The following is a 17,401-nucleotide window of genomic DNA, read 5'->3' as shown; positions in this document are numbered from 1 at the left end:
GTACCCGCGGTACCGCGTGGTGGGCACCTAGGATCGACGCGTGCCCCGATCCGCCAGCCTCACCCACTGGGGTGCGTTCACCGCCGACGTCCGCGATGGCGACATCGCCGCGGTCAGCCCCATGGCCGGCGACGCCGACCCGTCCCCGCTGCTCGGCAACCTGCCCGGCTCGCTGCGGCACCGGTCGCGTGTCACCGGACCCGCGGTGCGCCGCGGCTGGCTGGAGTCCGGACCCGGGCCCAGCACCCGGCGGGGCGCCGACGAGTTCGTCGCGGTGTCGTGGGACGAGCTGACCGAGCTGCTCGCCGACGAGCTGCAGCGTGTGGTCGACGAGCACGGCAACGAGGCCATCTACGGCGGCTCGTACGGCTGGGCCAGCGCCGGCCGTTTCCACCACGCGCAGAGCCAGGTGCACCGCTTCCTCAAGCTGCTCGGCGGCTACACGTCCTCGCGGCACTCCTACAGCCTCGGCGCGACCGGCGTCATCATGCCCCGCGTGGTCGGCACGCACGACGACCTGTTCAAGCGCTCGACGGACTGGAACGTCATCGCCGAGCACACCGACCTGCTGGTCTGCTTCGGCGGTCTGGGACTGAAGAACACCGGCATCAACCACGGCGGGACAACGGCGCACCCCGCCCGCGACGCCCTGCGGCGATTCCGCCGCCGCGGCGGACGGCTCGTCTCGATCTCCCCGCTGCGCGACGACGCCCACGGCGAGAGCGATTGGCTGGCGCCGGTTCCCGGCACCGACGTCGCGATCATGCTGGCGTTGGCGTACGTCCTGGCGACCGAGGGCCTGGCCGACCGCGACTTCCTGGGGCGCTACTGCACCGGGTGGGAACGCTTCGAGGCCTACCTGCTCGGCGTCACCGACGCGACGCCCAAGACGCCGCGGTGGGCCGAGGACATCTGCGGACTGCCCGCCGAGCAGCTCGTGGCCCTGGCCCGCCGGATGGCCGCCGGACGCACGATCGTGACGGTGAGCTGGTCGCTGCAGCGGGTGCGGCACGGCGAGCAGGCCCCGTGGATGGGGCTGACGCTGGCTGCGATGCTCGGCCAGATCGGGCTGCCGGGAGGCGGTTTCGGGCACGGGTACGGCTCGATGAACGAGCCCGGCCTGCCGCCGTTGCGCTGCCGGCTGCCGTACTTGCCGCAGGGCGTGAACCCGGTGTCGACGTTCATCCCCGTCGCCGCCGTGAGCGACATGTTGCTGCACCCCGGCGGCACGCACCACTACGACGGGCGGCGCCTCACCTATCCCGACATCCGGCTGGTCTACTGGGCGGGCGGCAACCCGTTCCACCATCACCAGGACATCCCGCGCCTGCGGCGCGCACTCGGGCGGCCGGACACCGTCGTCGTGCACGAGCCGTACTGGACGGCCATGGCACGGCACGCCGACGTCGTGGTGCCGTCGACGACGTCGTTCGAACGCGACGACTACTCGGGGTCGCGCAACGATCCGCTGCTGGTCGCGATGCCCGCGCTCGCCGCTCCGCACGCCGACGCCCGCGACGACTACGCGACCTTCGCCGCGCTGGCGCACCGCCTGGGCTTCGGGGAGCAGTTCACCGAGGGCCGCACCGCCGCGCAGTGGCTGCGGCACCTCTACGACACCTGGTCGCGCGAACTGGACTTCGCGGTGCCGTCGTTCGACGAGTTCTGGGCCGCCGGCTCGCTGCGGCTCCCCACCGAGGACGGGCTGACACTGCTGGCCGACTTCCGCGCCGACCCGGTGGCTCACCGGCTCGGCACGCCGAGCGGGCGCATCGAGATCTTCTCCGCCGACATCGACACGTTCGGCTACCACGACTGCGTCGGCCACCCGGCCTGGTTCGCACCGCAGGAGTGGCTTGGCGGCCCACGGGCGCAACGATTTCCGCTACACCTGCTGGCCAATCAGCCCGCGAGCCGGCTGCACGGTCAGCTCGACGGCGGCGCCGTCAGCCAGGCCTCGAAGATCCAGGGGCGCGAGCCGATCCGGATGCACCCCGACGACGCCACCGCGCGCGGCATCGCCGCGGGCGACGTGGTCCGGGTGTTCAACGACCGCGGCGCGTGTCTGGCCGGCGTGGTGCTCGACGACGGGGTGCGGCCGCGCGTGGTGCAGCTGTCGACCGGCGCCTGGTACGACCCCGAGGACCCGGCCGACCCGGACGCGATGTGCGTGCACGGCAACCCCAACGTCCTCACGGCCGACGTCGGCACGTCGTCGCTGGCGCAGGGGTGCACGGGCGCGCACGTGCTGGTGGAGGTCGAACGCTGGGGCGGCGCGCTGCCGCCCGTGCGGGCGCTCGAGCCACCGGTGGTCGCCCGCCGCTGACGGGACGGCCGACTAGAAGGTGTCGAACTCGCGCAGGCTCGCGGCCAGCGGCGCCGGGACGCGGGCCTTGATCCGCGTGCCCTCCGGCTGGTGCTCGCACGCGTCGATGCGCCCGTCGGCGTGCACGCGGGCCACCAGGTCGCCGCGGTCGTACGGGATCGTCACGTCCACGCCGGTGTCGGTGGCCTCGACCAGCTCGCCCATCCGTTGACGCAACCGGGACAGGCCGTCGCCGGTCCGCGCGGACACGAACAGCGCGTCGGGCAGCGCTCGGCGCAACTGGGCCAGCATCAACCCGGACGCGGCGTCGGTCTTGTTGACCACCACCAGTTCCGGCGGTGCGGTGACGTCGTATTCGGCCACCACGTCGTTGACCACCTGACGCACGGCGTTGATCTGCGCGAGCGGATTGGCGTCGGACCCGTCGACCACGTGGATCAGCAGGTCGGCGTCGACGACCTCCTCGAGCGTGGACCGGAACGCCTCGACGAGCTGCGTCGGCAGGTGCCGCACGAAGCCGACGGTGTCGGTGAGCACGAACGGCCGGCCGTCGTCGAAGTGCCCACGACGCGTGGTGGGTTCGAGCGTCGCGAACAGCGCGTTCTCGACCAGCACGCCCGCGCCGGTCAGCGCGTTCAGCAGGCTGGACTTACCGGCGTTGGTGTAGCCGACGATGGCGACCGACGGCACGTCGCTGCGCCGGCGCCCGCTGCGCTGGGTGTCGCGGACCTTCTTCATGTCGCGGATGTCGCGTCGCAGCTTCGCCATCCGCTCGCGGATGCGACGGCGGTCGGTCTCGATCTTGGTCTCACCGGGACCGCGGGTACCGACGCCGCCGCCGGCGCCGCCCGCGCGCCCGCCGGCTTGGCGGGACATGGACTCACCCCAGCCGCGCAACCGCGGCAGCATGTACTCCATCTGGGCCAGCGACACCTGTGCCTTGCCCTCGCGACTGGTGGCGTGCTGGGCGAAGATGTCGAGGATCAGCGCGGTGCGGTCGATCACCTTGACCTTGACGATCTTCTCCAGCGCGTTCAGCTGGGCGGGGCTTAGTTCACCGTCGCAGATGACGGTGTCGGCGCCGGTGGCGAGCACGACCTCGCGCAGTTCGGCGGCCTTGCCCGAGCCGATGTAGGTGGAGGGGTCCGGCTTGTCGCGGCGCTGGACGAGGCCCTCGAGGACCTGGGAACCGGCCGTCTCGGCGAGCGCGGCGAGTTCGGCGAGGCTGGCGTCCGCATCGGCGGCGCTGCCCTCGGTCCACACGCCGACCAGCACGACGCGCTCGAGGCGTAGCTGCCGGTACTCGACCTCGGACACGTCGGCGAGTTCGGTCGACAGACCGGCGACGCGGCGCAGCGCACTGCGGTCGGAGAGGGCGAGTTCGCCGACGCTCGGGGAGTCGTCGAAGGGGAAGTGGGGATGAGTCATGGTCGAACCGAGGTTCGCACGGAGATCACTGTTCATGCACCTCGATTAACGCTGATGGTCGCGCCACCATTCCTCGGCGAGATTGCCCTCGGCCACCAGGACCGACGGGCCGCGCAGGTAGCTGGTGGCGTCGGTGATGGTCACGGTGACCTCCCCGCCGGGGACGCGCACCGCCAGCGTTCCGGTGTCCACGCCGCTGCCGGCGAGCGCCGCGACCGCCGCGGCGACGGTGCCGGTGCCGCACGACCGGGTCTCCCCCACGCCGCGTTCGTGCACCCGCATCCAGACCGCGCCGTCGCGCGGCGCGGTCAGCACCTCCACGTTGACGCCGTCGGGGAACGCCGCGGCGTCGAAGGAGACCGGCGCGGCGACGTCGAGGGCGGCCAGGTCGGCGCGGGTCAGGCCGGCCTCGACGCAGGCGAGGTGCGGGTTGCCGACGTCCACGGCGAGGCCCGCGAAGCGGCGCCCGCCGACCACCGCCGTGCCGGTCCCGGTGACGTTGGCCTTGCCCATGTCGACGGTGACGTCGGCCGAGGCGGCGTCGCAGGCGTGGACGGTGACCGGTCGGGGTCCGGCCAGCGAGCCGACGACGAACTCGTCGCGCGTCTCGAGGCCACTGGCCCGCAGGTAGTGGGTGAACACCCGCACGCCGTTGCCGCACATCTGCGCGAGCGAGCCGTCGGCGTTGCGGTAGTCCATGTACCAGTCGTCGGGCGCCAGGCCCTCCGGCAGGCGGTCGAACACACCGGCGTCGCGCGCGGCGCCCGCCGTGGTGACCCGCAGGACGCCGTCGGCGCCGAGGCCGCGGCGGCGGTCGCACAGCGCGGCGACCGCCTCGGCCGGCAGCGCCAGGCGGGCGTCGACGTCGGGCAGCACGACGAAGTCGTTCTGCGTGCCGTGCCCCTTGGCGAACCTCACCGGACCAGGATATCCGCGACCGGTCAGGGTGACTCCGGCGTGCGGCGCCGCCACGCCCCCGTGACCGCCTCGAGGTGGTCGTCGGCGGCGCCGTCGAGCCAGAGGATGCGGTGGTCGCGGCGGAACCACGACCGCTGCCGCCGCACGTAGCGGCGGGTCCCGACGAAGGTCCGCTCGCGCGCCTCGGCGATCAGCTGCGCTCCGCCGCCCGCGTCGAGGGCGTCGAGCACCTGCGCGTAGCCCAGCGCGCGCGACGCGGTGCCACCCCGCGGCAGGCCGCGCTCGAGCAGCGCGCGGACCTCCTCGACGAGTCCGGTGGCGAACATGAGGTCGGTGCGCTGCGAGAGGCGCTCGTCGAGATGCGCCGTCTCCCAGTCGATTCCGACGATCACCGCGTCCCACCGCGGGGTGCCGATGCGCGGCGCACTGGCCGCGAACGGTCGACCGGTCAGCTCGACCACCTCGAGCGCCCGCACCACGCGTCGGCCGTCGGTGGGCAGGATCGTCGCGGCGGCATGGGGGTCGACGCGGGCGAGCTCGGCGTGCAGCGCCGCGACGCCGACCTCGGCGAGCCGCGCCTCCCAGCGCGCACGGACCTCGGGGTCGGTCGCCGGGAACGCCCAGGCGTCCAGCAGCGACTGCACGTAGAGCATGGAGCCGCCGACGATCACCGGGACCCGGCCCCGCGCGGCGATCGCCTCGACGTCGGCGGCGGCGGCCTCCTGGTAGCGCGCCACCGACGCCGTCTCGGTGACGTCGAGGACGTCGAGCTGGTGGTGCGGGACGCCGCGCCGCTCGGCGACGGTCAGCTTGGCGGTGCCGATGTCCATGCCGCGGTAGAGCTGCATGGCGTCGGCGTTGACGATCTCGCCGCCGAACCGCTCGGCCAGCGCCAGTCCGAGCGCCGACTTGCCGGTGCCGGTGGGCCCGACCACCGCGACGGGCCGCGTCACCCGCCCACGTCCGACGACAGACCCACGAAGTAGCCGACGCCGTAGGGCGCATCGCGGTACAGCTCGCGCAACGGTGTCGGGTGATCGTGGAGCAGCCCCGCGAGTACCTGGTGGGCGACCCGTCCGACGACGGCGCCGCCGGTCCGGGCCAGGGCCGCGGCGTCGCCGCGCGCGAGGGCGCGGTCGAGGTCGTCCTGCACGGCGGCCGAGGCCGGGTCGTATCCGCCGGGCGCGGTCGGCGTCAGCGTGTGCGCGCCGTCGGCGACGACGAGGACGCCGATCTCATCCGGGTCGGTGGCCAGCTCGGCGCGCAGCGTGCGGCCCGCCGCCACCGCCGCGTCGCCGTCGGTCTCGCGGGCGAACACCCGGACCTGCGCGCGGGCCTCGGGCCGCGCGGCGCCGCGCACCCAGCCGGTGACGAGCGCGGCCAGCGGCAGCCACACCGGATCCCCGGCGGCGTCGGGCGCCAGGCTCACGCGCACGTCGACGCCGTACCCGGCGAACGTGCCGACGGCGTCGGGTGCGACGGTGGCCGTCTCCGCGGCGACGCCGACGGCCACCCAGCGCGCGGGCAGTCCGGCGGCCGCCCGCAGCACGGCGGTCCGCAGCTCGGCCAGTTCGGCGGCCGCACCGCCGGCGAGGTCGGGCACCACGACCGGAGCCGAGGGGATGACGGCGATGGCGCTGAGCACGGTTCCACGCTAGCGAGCGCTCAGCGCGCGCCCGCGTCCGTGCCGTCGGCGGCTTGGGTGTCGGCCGCCTCGCCGCGCGCCAGCGCCGCGGTGGCGACGACCATCGCGGCGAACGCCACGCCGAGCGTCACCCAGCCCGCGTCGCCCGGCCGCAGGGTCTCCCCGAGCACCACGATGCCCAGGACCGACCCGACGACCGGTTCGGTGACCGTCATCGTCGGCAGCGACGCCGTGAGCGCACCCGCGCGGAACGACGACTGCTGCCACGCGGTGCCCAGCACCGCGACCGCCGCCCACGCGTAGAGCTCCGGTGTCCGCAGCAGCGCCCAGACGCCGTCGTCGAGGCGGTCGACCACACCCTTGGTGAGGACGGCGAACAACCCCCACAGCGCGCCGGACACAAGCGCGAGCAGGACGGCGCTCGCGGCGCCGGAGGCGAACCGCGCAGCCAGGACGCAGGCCACCAGCGCGGGGATGCCGACGACGGCGACGAGCGACCAGGTGTCCAGGTCGGCGCGCGAGCGTCCCTCGGTGGGATTGCCGACCGTGACGATCACCGCGACCGCCGTCGCGAGCAACGCCGCCCAGAGCCATTGCACGCGGGGGACGCGGTGACCGCCGAGGCGCGCATTGATCGGCAGCGCAAACAGCAGCGAGGTCACCAGCAGGGCCTGGACCAGCAGCACCGACCCGAAGCCGAGCGCGGCGGCCTGGCAGGCGAAGCCGGCGGCCGACACGCCGCTGCCCAGCCACCACTGCCCGTCGCGCAGCAGCCGGGTGAACAGTTCGAGGTGGCCGACCGGCTCGTCGGTGACCTCGTGCGCCGACCGCTGGTGGATGACGTCGCCGACGGCGATGAAGAACGCCGCACCGAGGGCCAGCACCACCGCGACGTCGGCGTGGTCGAACGTCATGACGGCGAGCCTAGGCAACGCCGGCGCGCCAAGGCGTACGCACGCCGCTCGGCGACCTGTTTGAATAGCGGGCGAGAGACGAACGACGGCGCCGCGTCGCGCGGCAGCAGCGTGGGTCACCACGCACGAGCGCACGAAAGTTGACGGACATGACGACGAGCGAGTCAGGCGGAGCACCCAAGCCCACCCCCCGGCCCGGACCGCGACCAACGCCGCGACCCGCGCCGCGCCCCGGCCCCGTCGCCGCCGCGGTGCCCGCACCCGTCTCGACGGCCGATCCGCACCGGTTCGGCCGCGTCGATCCGGACGGCACGGTGTGGTTGATCAGCGGTGCCGGCGAGCGGCAGATCGGGTCGTGGCAGGCCGGCGACACCGAAGCCGCCTACGCGCACTTCGGGCGCCGCTACGACGATCTGCAGACCGAGGTGGCGCTGATGGAGCGCCGGCTGGCCTCCGGCAACGGCGACGCCCGCAAGATCAAGTCGGCGGCCGCCACGCTGGCCGAGGGGCTGCCGACCGCCGCGGTGCTCGGCGACGTCGACGCGCTGGCCGCGCGGCTGACCGCGATCATCGACTCCGCCGACGCCAGCGCGACCGAGGAGCGGCAGCGCCGCGACGAGCACCGCGCCACTCAGACCGCCCGTAAGGAGGCGCTCGCCGCGGAGGCCGAGGAGATCGCGGCGTCGTCCACGCAATGGAAGGCGGCGGGCGACCGGCTGCGCGAGATCCTCGACGAGTGGCGCACCATCACCGGGTTGGACCGCAAGACCGACGACGCCCTGTGGAAGCGCTACTCGGCCGCGCGGGAGGGGTTCAACCGCCGCCGCGGCTCGCACTTCGCCGAACTCGACCGGGAACGCGCCGGCGTCAAGCAGGCCAAGGAGGCGCTGTGCGAGCGCGCCGAGGCCCTGGTCGGCTCGACCGACTGGGGTGCCACCAGCGCGGCGTTCCGGGACCTGCTGGTGCAGTGGAAGGCGGCCGGGCGCACCGCGAAGGACGTCGACGACGCCCTGTGGAAGCGGTTCAAGGCCGCGCAGGACACCTTCTTCGCCGCCCGCAACGCCGCGCACGCCGAACGCGACGCCGAGTTCGAGCAGAACGCGACGGCCAAGGAGGCGCTGCTCGCCGAGGCCGAGCGCATCGACGTCTCCGACGTGGATGCGGCGCGGGCCGCACTGCGGGCGATCGGCGACAAGTGGGACGCGATCGGCAAGACGCCGCGCGAGCGCGGCGCCGAGCTGGAGCGCCGGCTGCGCGTCGTGGAGAAGAAGATCCGCGACGCCGCGTCGACGGGATGGACCGATCCGGAGGCTCAGGCGCGCGCCGACCAATTCCGGGTGCGGGCCGAGCAGTTCGAGCGGCAGGCCGAGAAGGCCGAGGCCGCGGGCCGCAGCAAGGACGCCGAGGCCGCCCGGGCCAGCGCCGCGCAGTGGCGGGAGTGGGCCGAGGCCGCAGTCGAGGCGCTCGGCAAGAAGCGCTAGGAGCCGGCGCTCGGCGGCGTGTCGTCGGGCTCGTCGAGCAGGCCCTTGCGCTGCTGCTCGGCGACGCGGCGGCGGCGCTGCTCCTCGGCGGCGAGCTGCACCGCGGTGCGTGCCCACACGACGCGGATCCAGTGGAACGTCAGCAGGATGATGGCCAGCCACGCCACGACGAGACCGTAGGACGGTCCGGGGTACGGCTCGGTGACCGTCTGGCGCGACCACACCGCCAGCATGCCGATCGGGCAGGCGACGGCCGATCCCGCGGCCGCGACCCAGGCCAGCGCCCAGCGGCGTGTCAGCAGGGCCAGCATCGAGAACCCGATGCCGAACACCAGCACCAGCCAGACGAAGACCCGAGACGGCAGGGCGACGTTCTCGCGCACGGCGGCGTCCCCGCCGATGAGCACGTCGAGCCCGCGGGCGCTGCCGGTGTGCGGCAGCAGGAAGCTCGCCAGCAGGACGAAGACCAGGATGGCGACGACCAGCGCCCGTGCGCCTGGGTCGATCTCGCGTGACACCCGCCGTTCGGCGTCCTCGAGGTCCTCGCGGAAGTCGTCGAAGCCGCGCTCGCTGATCATAGCCCGCACCCTACGGTCACCGGCTGGGCGGGCGGCACGCCGACCGACGGCATGCCGAGCCCCACGTTGGTGGTGACCTTCCGGCCGGCCTCGTGTGCGTCGCCCGCCCGGGTGCGGCGGTGCTCGATCAGCGCGGCGTCGGCCATCAGGTGGTGCGGCGCGGCTGCCGTCACGGTGGTCACGACGACGTCGCCGGGGCGCACCCGCCGTCCGCCGGGGGCGAAGTGCACCAGCCGGCCGTCGCGCGCGCGGCCGGACATCCGCGCGGTGCTGGTGTCCTTGCGCCCCTCCCCCGCAGCGACCAGCAGCTCGACCCGGCGGCCCACCTGCGCCTGGTTCTCCTCAAGCGAGATGCGCTCCTGCAGCTCGATGAGCCGCTGATACCGTTCGGCGACAACGTGTTTGGGAAGCTGATCGGGCAGCTCGGCGGCCGGCGTCCCGGGGCGCTTGGAGTACTGGAAGGTGAAGGCGCTGGCAAAGCGGGCGCGTTCGACCACCTCGAGCGTCGCGGCGAAGTCGTCCTCGGTCTCGCCGGGGAAGCCGACGATGATGTCGGTGGTGATCGCCGCGTGCGGGATCGCGGCGCGGACCCGGTCGATGATGCCGAGGTAGCGCTCGGCGCGGTAGGACCGGCGCATGGCCCGCAGGATCCGGTCGGACCCGGACTGCAGCGGCATGTGCAGCGTCGGGCAGACGTTCGACGTCTCGGCCATCGCCTCGATGACGTCGTCGGTGAACTCGGCGGGATGCGGCGAGGTGAACCGCACGCGCTCGAGCCCCTCGACGGTGCCGCACGCCCGCAGCAGCTGCGCGAAGGCGCCGCGGTCGCGTGGGAGGTCCGTATCGGCGAAGGAGACGCCGTAGGCGTTCACGTTCTGTCCGAGCAGGGTGACCTCCAGCACGCCCTGCTCGGCGAGCGCGGTGACCTCGGCCAGCACGTCGCCCGGCCTGCGGTCGACCTCCTTGCCGCGCAACGAGGGCACGATGCAGAACGTGCAGGTGTTGTTGCAGCCCACCGACACCGAAACCCAGGCGGCGTAAGCGGATTCGCGGGTCGCGGGCAGCGTGGAGGGGAATTCGCGCAGCGCGTCGGCGATCTCGACCTGGGCCACGCGGTTGTGCCGAGCGCGTTCGAGCAGCACGGGCAGCGATCCGATGTTGTGCGTGCCGAACACGACGTCGACCCACGGCGCCTTGCGCAACACCGCCTCGCGGTCCTTCTGCGCGAGGCAGCCGCCGACGGCGATCTGCATGTCGGGGTTCGCCGCGCGGCGCGGCGCGAGGTGACTGAGGTTGCCGTACAGCTTGTTGTCGGCGTTCTCGCGGACGGCGCAGGTGTTGAACACCACCACGTCGGCGTCCGTGCCGTCGGCCGCGCGGACGTAGCCGGCGGTCTCCAGCAGCCCGGCCAGGCGCTCGGAGTCGTGCACGTTCATCTGACAGCCGTAGGTGCGGACCTGATAGGTGCGCACGTCGCTGCCCACCGGGGTCACGTCGGCGTCGCGCGTCACCATGGAAGTCACCCGACAATGGTATCGGCGCGGTGATCGGAGCCCAATTTTCCAAGATCACCTTGAGACCCCGGCGGGCTGAGCGCTGGCTGGGTAAGGTCTGAGCGCATGGAATCAGTCGGTCGGTGTCCGCTCCGAGGCAAGGCATGAGCGAACCGGCCGCCGGCGGTCAGTCGATGATCTCGATGCAGGCCGTCAACAAGCACTTCGGCAGCCTGCACGTTTTGAAGGACATCAACCTCGACGTGCCCCGCGGCCAGGTGGTCGTCGTGCTGGGCCCGTCCGGTTCGGGCAAGTCGACGTTGTGCCGCACCATCAATCGGTTGGAGCCGATCGACTCGGGCAGCATCGCGGTCGACGGGCAGCCGCTGCCCGCCGAGGGCCGCAAGCTCGCCGAGCTGCGCTCCGAGGTCGGCATGGTGTTCCAGTCCTTCAACCTGTTCGCCCACAAGACGATCGTCGAGAACGTCATGCTCGCGCCGGTGAAGGTGCGCAGGACGGGCAGGGACGAGGCGCGCCGCAACGCGATGGCCCTGCTCGAGCGGGTGGGCGTGGCCAACCAGGCCGACAAGTACCCGGCGCAGCTCTCCGGCGGCCAGCAGCAGCGCGTGGCGATCGCACGGTCGCTGGCGATGAACCCGAAGGTCATGCTCTTCGACGAGCCGACCAGCGCGCTGGATCCGGAGATGATCAACGAGGTGCTGGCGGTGATGTCGTCGCTGGCGGCCGACGGGATGACGATGCTCGTGGTGACCCACGAGATGGGGTTCGCGCGGCGCGCCTCCAACCGGGTGGTGTTCATGGCCGACGGCGCGATCGTCGAGGACGCCGCCCCCGAGCAGTTCTTCAACGACCCGAAATCCGACCGTGCCAAGGACTTCCTCGGCAAGATCCTCAACCACTAGGCGAAGGGAACCACAGTGCTCAACGATCCGCAGGCGTCCACCAGTCGTCCGGCGCACGATGGCGCGACCACCTCGAAGCGGTCGCGGCGCGTCCGGTTGGCCGCGGTCGCGGCGATCGCCGTCGCGCTGCCGCTGTCGCTGACCGCATGCGGGGGTAGCGGCGGTGGGTCCGACGAGAACAAGATCGTCATCGGCACCAAGTTCGACCAGCCCGGCCTGGGCCTGAAGAACCCGGACGGCAAGATGACCGGCTTCGACGTCGACGTCGCCACGTACGTGGCGAAGGAGCTGGGCTACACCCCCGAGCAGATCGAGTGGAAGGAATCCCCCTCGAGCCAGCGCGAGACGCTGATCCAGAACGACCAGGTGAAGTTCATCGCCGCCACGTACTCGATCACCGACGCCCGCAAGGAGAAGGTCAGCTTCGCCGGCCCCTACCTGGTGACCGGCCAGAGCCTGCTGGTGAAGGCCGACAACACCGACATCACCGGCGCACCGTCGCTGCAGAACAACAAGAAGCTGTGCTCGGTCAGCGGCTCGACGCCGGCGCAGCGCATCAAGGACGAGTACCCGGGCGTGCAGCTGCAGCAGTACGACACCTACTCGGCGTGCATCGAGGCGCTGAAGAACGGCGCGATCGACGCTGTGACGACCGACGAGGTGATCCTCGCCGGGTACGCCGCGCAGAGCCCCGGCACCTTCAAGATCGTCGGCGAGCCGTTCTCCGAGGAGCGCTACGGCATCGGCCTGAAGAAGGATGACAACGAGCTGCAGAAGAAGATCAACGACGCCATCGCGAAGATGGAGTCCGACGGCGCATGGAAGGCGGCGTTCGAGAAGAACCTCGGTCCCGCGGGCATCCAGGTGCCCAGCCCGCCGGCGCTCGACCAGAACTGACCGAGTCCCTGCGAGGCTGACGGGGAGCCGACGGAGTTCAGGTGGAGGTCTTCTCCGAGTATCGCGGCCAGATCTTCGAGGCGTTCTGGACCACGATCCAGTTGACGGTGTTCTCGGCCGTGGGTGCGTTGGTGCTCGGCACGGTGCTGGCGGCGATGCGGTTGTCGCCGGTGCCGGTGCTGAACTGGCTGGGCACCGCGTACGTCAACGTCGTACGCAACACCCCGCTGACGCTGATCATCCTGTTCTGCTCGTTCGGTCTGTCCCAGACGCTCGGCATCACGCTGGTCGACGCCCAGTCGGTGACGTCGATCGAGGACAGCAATTTCCGGCTGGCCACGCTCGGGTTGACCGTCTACACGGCGTCGTTCGTCTGCGAGACCATCCGCTCCGGGGTGAACACGGTGCCGCTCGGCCAGGCCGAGGCGGCCCGGTCGCTGGGGCTGACGTTCGGACAGAACCTGCGAATGGTATTGCTGCCGCAGGCCTTTCGCGCGGTGCTGATCCCGTTGGGCTCGGTGCTGATCGCGTTGACGAAGAACACGACGATCGCGTCGGCGATCGGCGTCGCGGAGGCGGCCCTGCTGATGAAGGAGATGATCGAGAACACCGCGGCGCTGCTGACGATCGGCACGATCTTCGCCCTCGGGTTCATCGTGTTGACGCTGCCGTTGGGACTGCTGTTCGGGTGGTTGGGTAGGCGATGGGCGGTGGCGCGCTGATGAGCGCTTGCGCGAAGAACGGGTCACGATGATGAGCGCTTGCGCGAAGAACGGGTCACGATGATGAGCGGCGGATCCTCGGTCCTCTTCGACGCACCCGGCCCGCGGGCGCGACTGCGCAACCACGTCGTCACGGCGGTGACGGTGGTCGTGATCGCCCTAGTGGCGTGGGTGGTGCTGTCCCGCTTGCAGGCCAAGGGCCAGTTGGACGCGGCGAAGTGGGAACCGTTCACCACCCCGGAGCTGTGGACGACCTACGTGTTACCGGGCGTCGAGGGCACGCTGACGGCGGCGGCGGTGTCGATCGTGCTGGCGTTGCTGCTGGGTTTCGCACTCGGCGTGGGACGCATGTCCACGCACGGGCCGGTGCGGTGGTTCTGCGCGATCGTCGTGGAGTTCTTCCGCGCCGTTCCGGTGCTGATCATGATGATCTTCGCGTACTTCCTCTACGCGCTGTACGACGTCTTCCCCGGTGAGTACCTCGCACTCGCGGGCGTGATCACGGGGCTGACGCTCTACAACGGTGCGGTGATCGCGGAGATCGTGCGGGCGGGCGTGCATGCGCTGCCGCGCGGGCAGACGGAGGCGGCGTCGGCGCTGGGGCTGCGGTGGGGCCAGACGATGCGGTCGATCCTGCTGCCGCAGGCGATCACGTCGATGCTCCCGGTGCTGGTCTCGCAGATGGTGGTGGTCCTGAAGGACACCGCGATCGGCTACCAGATCACCTTCGTCGAGATGGTCCGCCAGGGCACGGTGGTGGGCTCCTCGTACGGCAACTACATCCCGGCGCTCATCGTGATCGCGGTGCTGATGATCGCGGTGAACTTCGCGCTGTCGGCGTTCGCGACGTGGCTGGAGGGCCGGTTGCGGCGGTCGCGCCGCGGCCCGGCGCCGCTGGAGGCCGAGGCCGTCGAGACCGACGGCGCGCCGGGCGCCCGGGTCGTCTAGACCCGCCGGCGTTCCCGCTCGCTGGCCAGGGCGACCTTGACGACGTCGAACGCCATGGACTGGTGATAGCCGCGACGGGCGAGCATGCCCACCAGCCGCCGGGCCACCTTGGTCTCGTCGGTGTCCTCGTCGAGCCGCTCGCGCCGGAGCTTGTCGGCGACCAGTTGCTCGGCCCGGGCGCGTTCGGCCTCGGCGTCGATACCGGCCAGTGCCCCGGCGATGACGTCGTCGTCGATGCCCTTGGTGCGTAGTTCGGCGGCCAGCGCGCGCTTTCCCTTGCCCGCGTGGGTGCGTCGCGATCGCACCCACTGTTCGGCGAAGTCCTCGTCGTCGACCAGGCCGACGTGAGCCAGCCGGTCGAGCACCCGCCGGCTCACGTCGTCGGGGTAGCCACGCTTCTCCAGGTGCCCGGCCAGTTCGGCGCGGGTGCGGGCCCGGACGGTGAGCAGGCGCAGGCAGAGCGCCCGCGCCTGCTCGTCGCGCGACGGGGAGTCCGTCGGATCAGAAGTCGACCGGCGCGGGGAGGACATCGGCGGCATCGTCGGTCAGCTGGGCACCGATGCCGAGCTTCTCCTTGATCTTCTTCTCGATCTCGTTGGCCACGTCGACGTTCTCCAGCAGGAAGTTCCGTGCGTTCTCCTTGCCCTGTCCCAGCTGCTCCCCGTCGTAGGTGAACCAGGAACCGGACTTGCGGATGAAGCCGTGCTCGACGCCCATGTCGATGAGCGAACCCTCGCGGGAGATGCCGCGGCCGTAGAGGATGTCGAACTCGGCCTGCTTGAACGGCGGCGAGACCTTGTTCTTCACGACCTTGACGCGGGTGCGGTTGCCGACCGCGTCGGTGCCGTCCTTCAGCGTCTCGATGCGGCGCACGTCCAGGCGCACCGAGGCGTAGAACTTCAGCGCCTTGCCGCCCGTGGTGGTCTCGGGAGACCCGAACATCACGCCGATCTTCTCGCGCAGCTGGTTGATGAAGATCGCGGTGGTGCCCGAGTTGTTCAGCGCACCGGTCATCTTGCGCAGCGCCTGGCTCATCAGGCGGGCCTGCAGACCGACGTGGCTGTCACCCATCTCGCCCTCGATCTCGGCGCGCGGAACCAGCGCGGCCACCGAGTCGATGACCAGGATGTCCAGCGCGCCGGAACGCACCAGCATGTCGGCGATCTCGAGGGCCTGCTCACCGGTGTCGGGCTGGCTGACCAGCAGCGAGTCGGTGTCGACGCCGAGCTTCTTGGCGTACTCCGGATCCAGCGCGTGCTCGGCGTCGATGAAGGCGGCGATGCCGCCGGCGGCCTGAGCGTTGGCCACCGCGTGCAGCGCGACGGTGGTCTTGCCGGAGGACTCCGGACCGTAGATCTCGATGACGCGACCGCGGGGCAGGCCGCCGATGCCGAGCGCGACGTCCAGCGAGATCGAACCGGTGGGGATGACCGAGATCGGCGGGCGCACGTCCTCGCCGAGGCGCATGACCGAGCCCTTGCCGAAGTTCTTGTCGATCTGCGCGAGCGCCAGTTCGAGGGCCTTCTCGCGGTCGGGTGCCTGTGGTGCCATGGGGTGGTCTCCATCCTCGTGGGGTTCGTTGACCGGGGTTCCGATCGGTTGGCCGTGACGCTAGAGGAGGCCACCGACAAATCCCTGCAGGGTTCGCGTGCGAACCGTTCACCACAGTAGACGAACACGTGTTCGATTCAAGTCAACACGCCGCGTCGTGTCGCGTCAGGCGTCGTGGACGCAGGCGCTCACCACTGATCGCGCGGGACGTCGAAGTCCGAGCACAGCGCGCGCCACACGTCGCGCGGTTCCACGCCGGCCTCGATGAGCTGGGCGGCGGTGCGGCCACCGAAGCCGCTGAGCACGTGGTCGACGAGCAGGGAGGCACCCCGCACCTCACCGAACTGTCCATGGACGAGTTCGTGGAACTCCGTCAACCGCACGCCTCCAACCTACCGAGCGGTGCGCACGGCGTCGCGGCACACCCGGACCGGATCGGCCACCGCACCGGCGCCGGCGCGGGCGAACCGGGCGGCGTCGCGGTAACGCGGCGTGGCCAGGACCTCGCGCACCGCCGCGGTGAGCGCGTCGGCGGTCAGCGGCCGGACGATCGCCGCACTCCCCTGTCGCGCCAGGCGATTCGCGATCTCCCACTGGTCTCCCCCGCCGGGGACCACCACCATCGGCACGCCCGCGAGCAGCGTCTTGGACACCATGCCGTGACCGCCACCGCACACCACCGCGTCGGCGCGCGCGAGCAGGTCGTCCTGCCGACCCAGCCCCACCGCCGCCCACGGCGGCACGTCGAGGCCGTCGCCGTCGAGCCGGGACACCGCCACCCGGGCGCCGGGCGGCAGCACCTCACCCGGCCGCAGCGCGGTCAGCGCGAGTTCGGCCAAGCCCGCCGTGCCGGTGGTCGCGGTGGACGGCGCGACGACGACGAGCGGCCCCTCGCCGTCGGGGACGTCGAGCACCGCATCGGTCGGCTCGAAGTGCAGCGGTCCGACGACGACGGCCTCGGCCGGCCAGTCCGGACGGGGCACCTCCAGCGCGGGCAGCGTCGCGATCAGGCGCCGCGCCGGGCCCGGGTCGGCGGCGGGCAGTCCGATGCCGACGCGCGCCGCCGCGCGCTGTGCCTCGCCCTTCCGGACCGAGCGAGCGGTCAGGGCCCGCAGCACGGTGTCGCGAGCACGCCCGCGGATCCCGGTGCCGGGCGCGAGGCCGCTGCCGATCGGCGGCAGGCCCCGCGACGGGCGGTACAGCGGATGGGGGCACAGCTCCACCCACGGCAGCTCGAGCAGCTCGGCGACCATCCCGCCGCACGAGGTGATGACGTCGGAGACCACCAGGTCCACCCGCAGGTCGCTGATCGCGTCGAGGTTGAGCCGGGCCATGCGCGCCGCGCGGGCGTGGATCTTGGCGCCGGCGTCGGCGTCGTCATCGGCGTCCGTGGGATCCAGGCCCGCGAGTTCGAGGGCGTCGACACCCGCGCGCCGAGCGGTGTCCAGCCACTGCACGCCGGTCAGCAGGACGGGATCGTCGCCCGCGGCCCCCAGGCGCAGGCACAGCGCGATCGCCGGGAACGCGTGCCCCGGGTCCGGGCCGGCCACCACCGCGACGCGCATCGGCCTACCCTG

Annotated in this window: 17 protein-coding genes; 6 read left to right on the top strand and 11 right to left on the bottom strand. The window is 72.0% G+C overall.

All coding sequences use genetic code 11. The annotated features are described in order from the left end of the window. The first annotated feature begins 40 nt into the window (after positions 1 to 40). On the top strand, positions 41 to 2,326 hold the full coding sequence (locus tag FZ046_RS17030) for a molybdopterin guanine dinucleotide-containing S/N-oxide reductase (RefSeq protein ID WP_149484277.1): 2,286 nt from the start codon (positions 41 to 43) through the stop codon (positions 2,324 to 2,326). Positions 2,327 to 2,338: 12 nt separating this feature from the next. Here FZ046_RS17030 and hflX read toward each other — a convergent pair whose 3' ends face one another. From hflX to FZ046_RS17005, 5 genes are read right to left on the bottom strand one after another with little or no spacing between them, the layout of a single operon-like run. Continuing rightward, complete coding sequence (hflX, locus tag FZ046_RS17025; RefSeq protein ID WP_083298006.1) at positions 2,339 to 3,754, bottom strand: GTPase HflX; 1,416 nt, start codon at positions 3,752 to 3,754, stop codon at positions 2,339 to 2,341. Between the two features lie 45 nt (positions 3,755 to 3,799). Next, positions 3,800 to 4,672, bottom strand: a complete 873-nt coding sequence (dapF, locus tag FZ046_RS17020; protein WP_070351620.1) for a diaminopimelate epimerase — start codon at positions 4,670 to 4,672, stop codon at positions 3,800 to 3,802. Between the two features lie 23 nt (positions 4,673 to 4,695). Continuing rightward, positions 4,696 to 5,625: a tRNA (adenosine(37)-N6)-dimethylallyltransferase MiaA gene (gene miaA, locus FZ046_RS17015; protein WP_070351592.1), complete on the bottom strand. Its 930-nt coding sequence runs from the start codon at positions 5,623 to 5,625 to the stop codon at positions 4,696 to 4,698. Continuing rightward, positions 5,622 to 6,317 carry a class III extradiol ring-cleavage dioxygenase family protein gene (locus FZ046_RS17010; RefSeq protein ID WP_149484276.1) on the bottom strand — a complete coding sequence of 232 codons (696 nt, stop codon included), beginning with the start codon at positions 6,315 to 6,317 and terminating at the stop codon, positions 5,622 to 5,624. The genes miaA and FZ046_RS17010 overlap by 4 nt, the downstream gene beginning before the upstream one ends. Before the next feature lie 20 nt (positions 6,318 to 6,337). After that, entirely contained in the window at positions 6,338 to 7,231 is an 894-nt protein-coding gene (locus FZ046_RS17005) for a DMT family transporter (RefSeq protein WP_070353238.1), read from the bottom strand. 149 nt (positions 7,232 to 7,380) lie between these two features. Between FZ046_RS17005 and FZ046_RS17000 the strand changes: the two genes are divergently transcribed. Continuing rightward, positions 7,381 to 8,712, top strand: a complete 1,332-nt coding sequence (locus tag FZ046_RS17000) for a DUF349 domain-containing protein (protein WP_070353239.1) — start codon at positions 7,381 to 7,383, stop codon at positions 8,710 to 8,712. Here the strand turns inward: FZ046_RS17000 and FZ046_RS16995 are convergent. Both FZ046_RS16995 and miaB read right to left on the bottom strand, forming a co-directional pair. Beyond that, the gene (locus tag FZ046_RS16995) at positions 8,709 to 9,290 is read right to left on the bottom strand and encodes an Rv2732c family membrane protein (RefSeq protein ID WP_070353240.1); all 582 of its coding nucleotides are present in this window, start codon (positions 9,288 to 9,290) and stop codon (positions 8,709 to 8,711) included. The two genes, FZ046_RS17000 and FZ046_RS16995, sit on opposite strands and share 4 nt — an antisense overlap. Then, positions 9,287 to 10,804 carry a tRNA (N6-isopentenyl adenosine(37)-C2)-methylthiotransferase MiaB gene (miaB, locus tag FZ046_RS16990; protein WP_070353241.1) on the bottom strand — a complete coding sequence of 506 codons (1,518 nt, stop codon included), beginning with the start codon at positions 10,802 to 10,804 and terminating at the stop codon, positions 9,287 to 9,289. Before miaB ends, FZ046_RS16995 begins: the two co-directional genes overlap by 4 nt. 173 nt (positions 10,805 to 10,977) lie before the next feature. Here miaB and FZ046_RS16985 point away from each other — a divergent pair, with 173 nt between their 5' ends. The 4 genes from FZ046_RS16985 to FZ046_RS16970 all read left to right on the top strand — a co-directional run bounded on the left by FZ046_RS16985 (position 10,978) and on the right by FZ046_RS16970 (position 14,273). Further along, positions 10,978 to 11,706 (top strand): amino acid ABC transporter ATP-binding protein, encoded by a 729-nt coding sequence (locus tag FZ046_RS16985; RefSeq protein ID WP_070353304.1) that lies wholly within the window; start codon positions 10,978 to 10,980, stop codon positions 11,704 to 11,706. A gap of 96 nt (positions 11,707 to 11,802) precedes the next feature. Further along, entirely contained in the window at positions 11,803 to 12,603 is an 801-nt protein-coding gene (locus FZ046_RS16980; RefSeq protein ID WP_070353305.1) for a glutamate ABC transporter substrate-binding protein, read from the top strand. Between the two features lie 41 nt (positions 12,604 to 12,644). Beyond that, positions 12,645 to 13,325: an amino acid ABC transporter permease gene (locus FZ046_RS16975; RefSeq protein WP_070353242.1), complete on the top strand. Its 681-nt coding sequence runs from the start codon at positions 12,645 to 12,647 to the stop codon at positions 13,323 to 13,325. A 63-nt stretch (positions 13,326 to 13,388) separates the two neighbouring features. Continuing rightward, the gene (locus FZ046_RS16970) at positions 13,389 to 14,273 is read left to right on the top strand and encodes an amino acid ABC transporter permease (protein ID WP_070353306.1); all 885 of its coding nucleotides are present in this window, start codon (positions 13,389 to 13,391) and stop codon (positions 14,271 to 14,273) included. Here the strand turns inward: FZ046_RS16970 and recX are convergent. From recX to FZ046_RS16950, 4 genes are all read right to left on the bottom strand, one after another. Then, the gene (gene recX / locus FZ046_RS16965) at positions 14,270 to 14,803 is read right to left on the bottom strand and encodes a recombination regulator RecX (RefSeq protein ID WP_070353307.1); all 534 of its coding nucleotides are present in this window, start codon (positions 14,801 to 14,803) and stop codon (positions 14,270 to 14,272) included. The genes FZ046_RS16970 and recX overlap by 4 nt on opposite strands. Continuing rightward, a complete protein-coding gene (gene recA, locus FZ046_RS16960; protein ID WP_070353243.1) occupies positions 14,775 to 15,824 on the bottom strand; it encodes a recombinase RecA in 1,050 nt (349 codons plus the stop codon). The genes recX and recA overlap by 29 nt, the downstream gene beginning before the upstream one ends. Positions 15,825 to 16,012: 188 nt before the next feature. Continuing rightward, positions 16,013 to 16,207, bottom strand: a complete 195-nt coding sequence (locus tag FZ046_RS16955) for a DUF3046 domain-containing protein (protein ID WP_070353244.1) — start codon at positions 16,205 to 16,207, stop codon at positions 16,013 to 16,015. Positions 16,208 to 16,216: 9 nt separating this feature from the next. After that, positions 16,217 to 17,389, bottom strand: coding sequence for a glycosyltransferase (locus FZ046_RS16950; RefSeq protein ID WP_070353245.1), 1,173 nt, complete (start codon positions 17,387 to 17,389; stop codon positions 16,217 to 16,219). Positions 17,390 to 17,401: the final 12 nt, after the last annotated feature.

The sequence above is a fragment of the Mycolicibacterium grossiae genome (assembly GCF_008329645.1).
GTDB lineage: Bacteria > Actinomycetota > Actinomycetes > Mycobacteriales > Mycobacteriaceae > Mycobacterium > Mycobacterium grossiae.
This window is presented reverse-complemented; position numbering and strand designations above follow the sequence as displayed.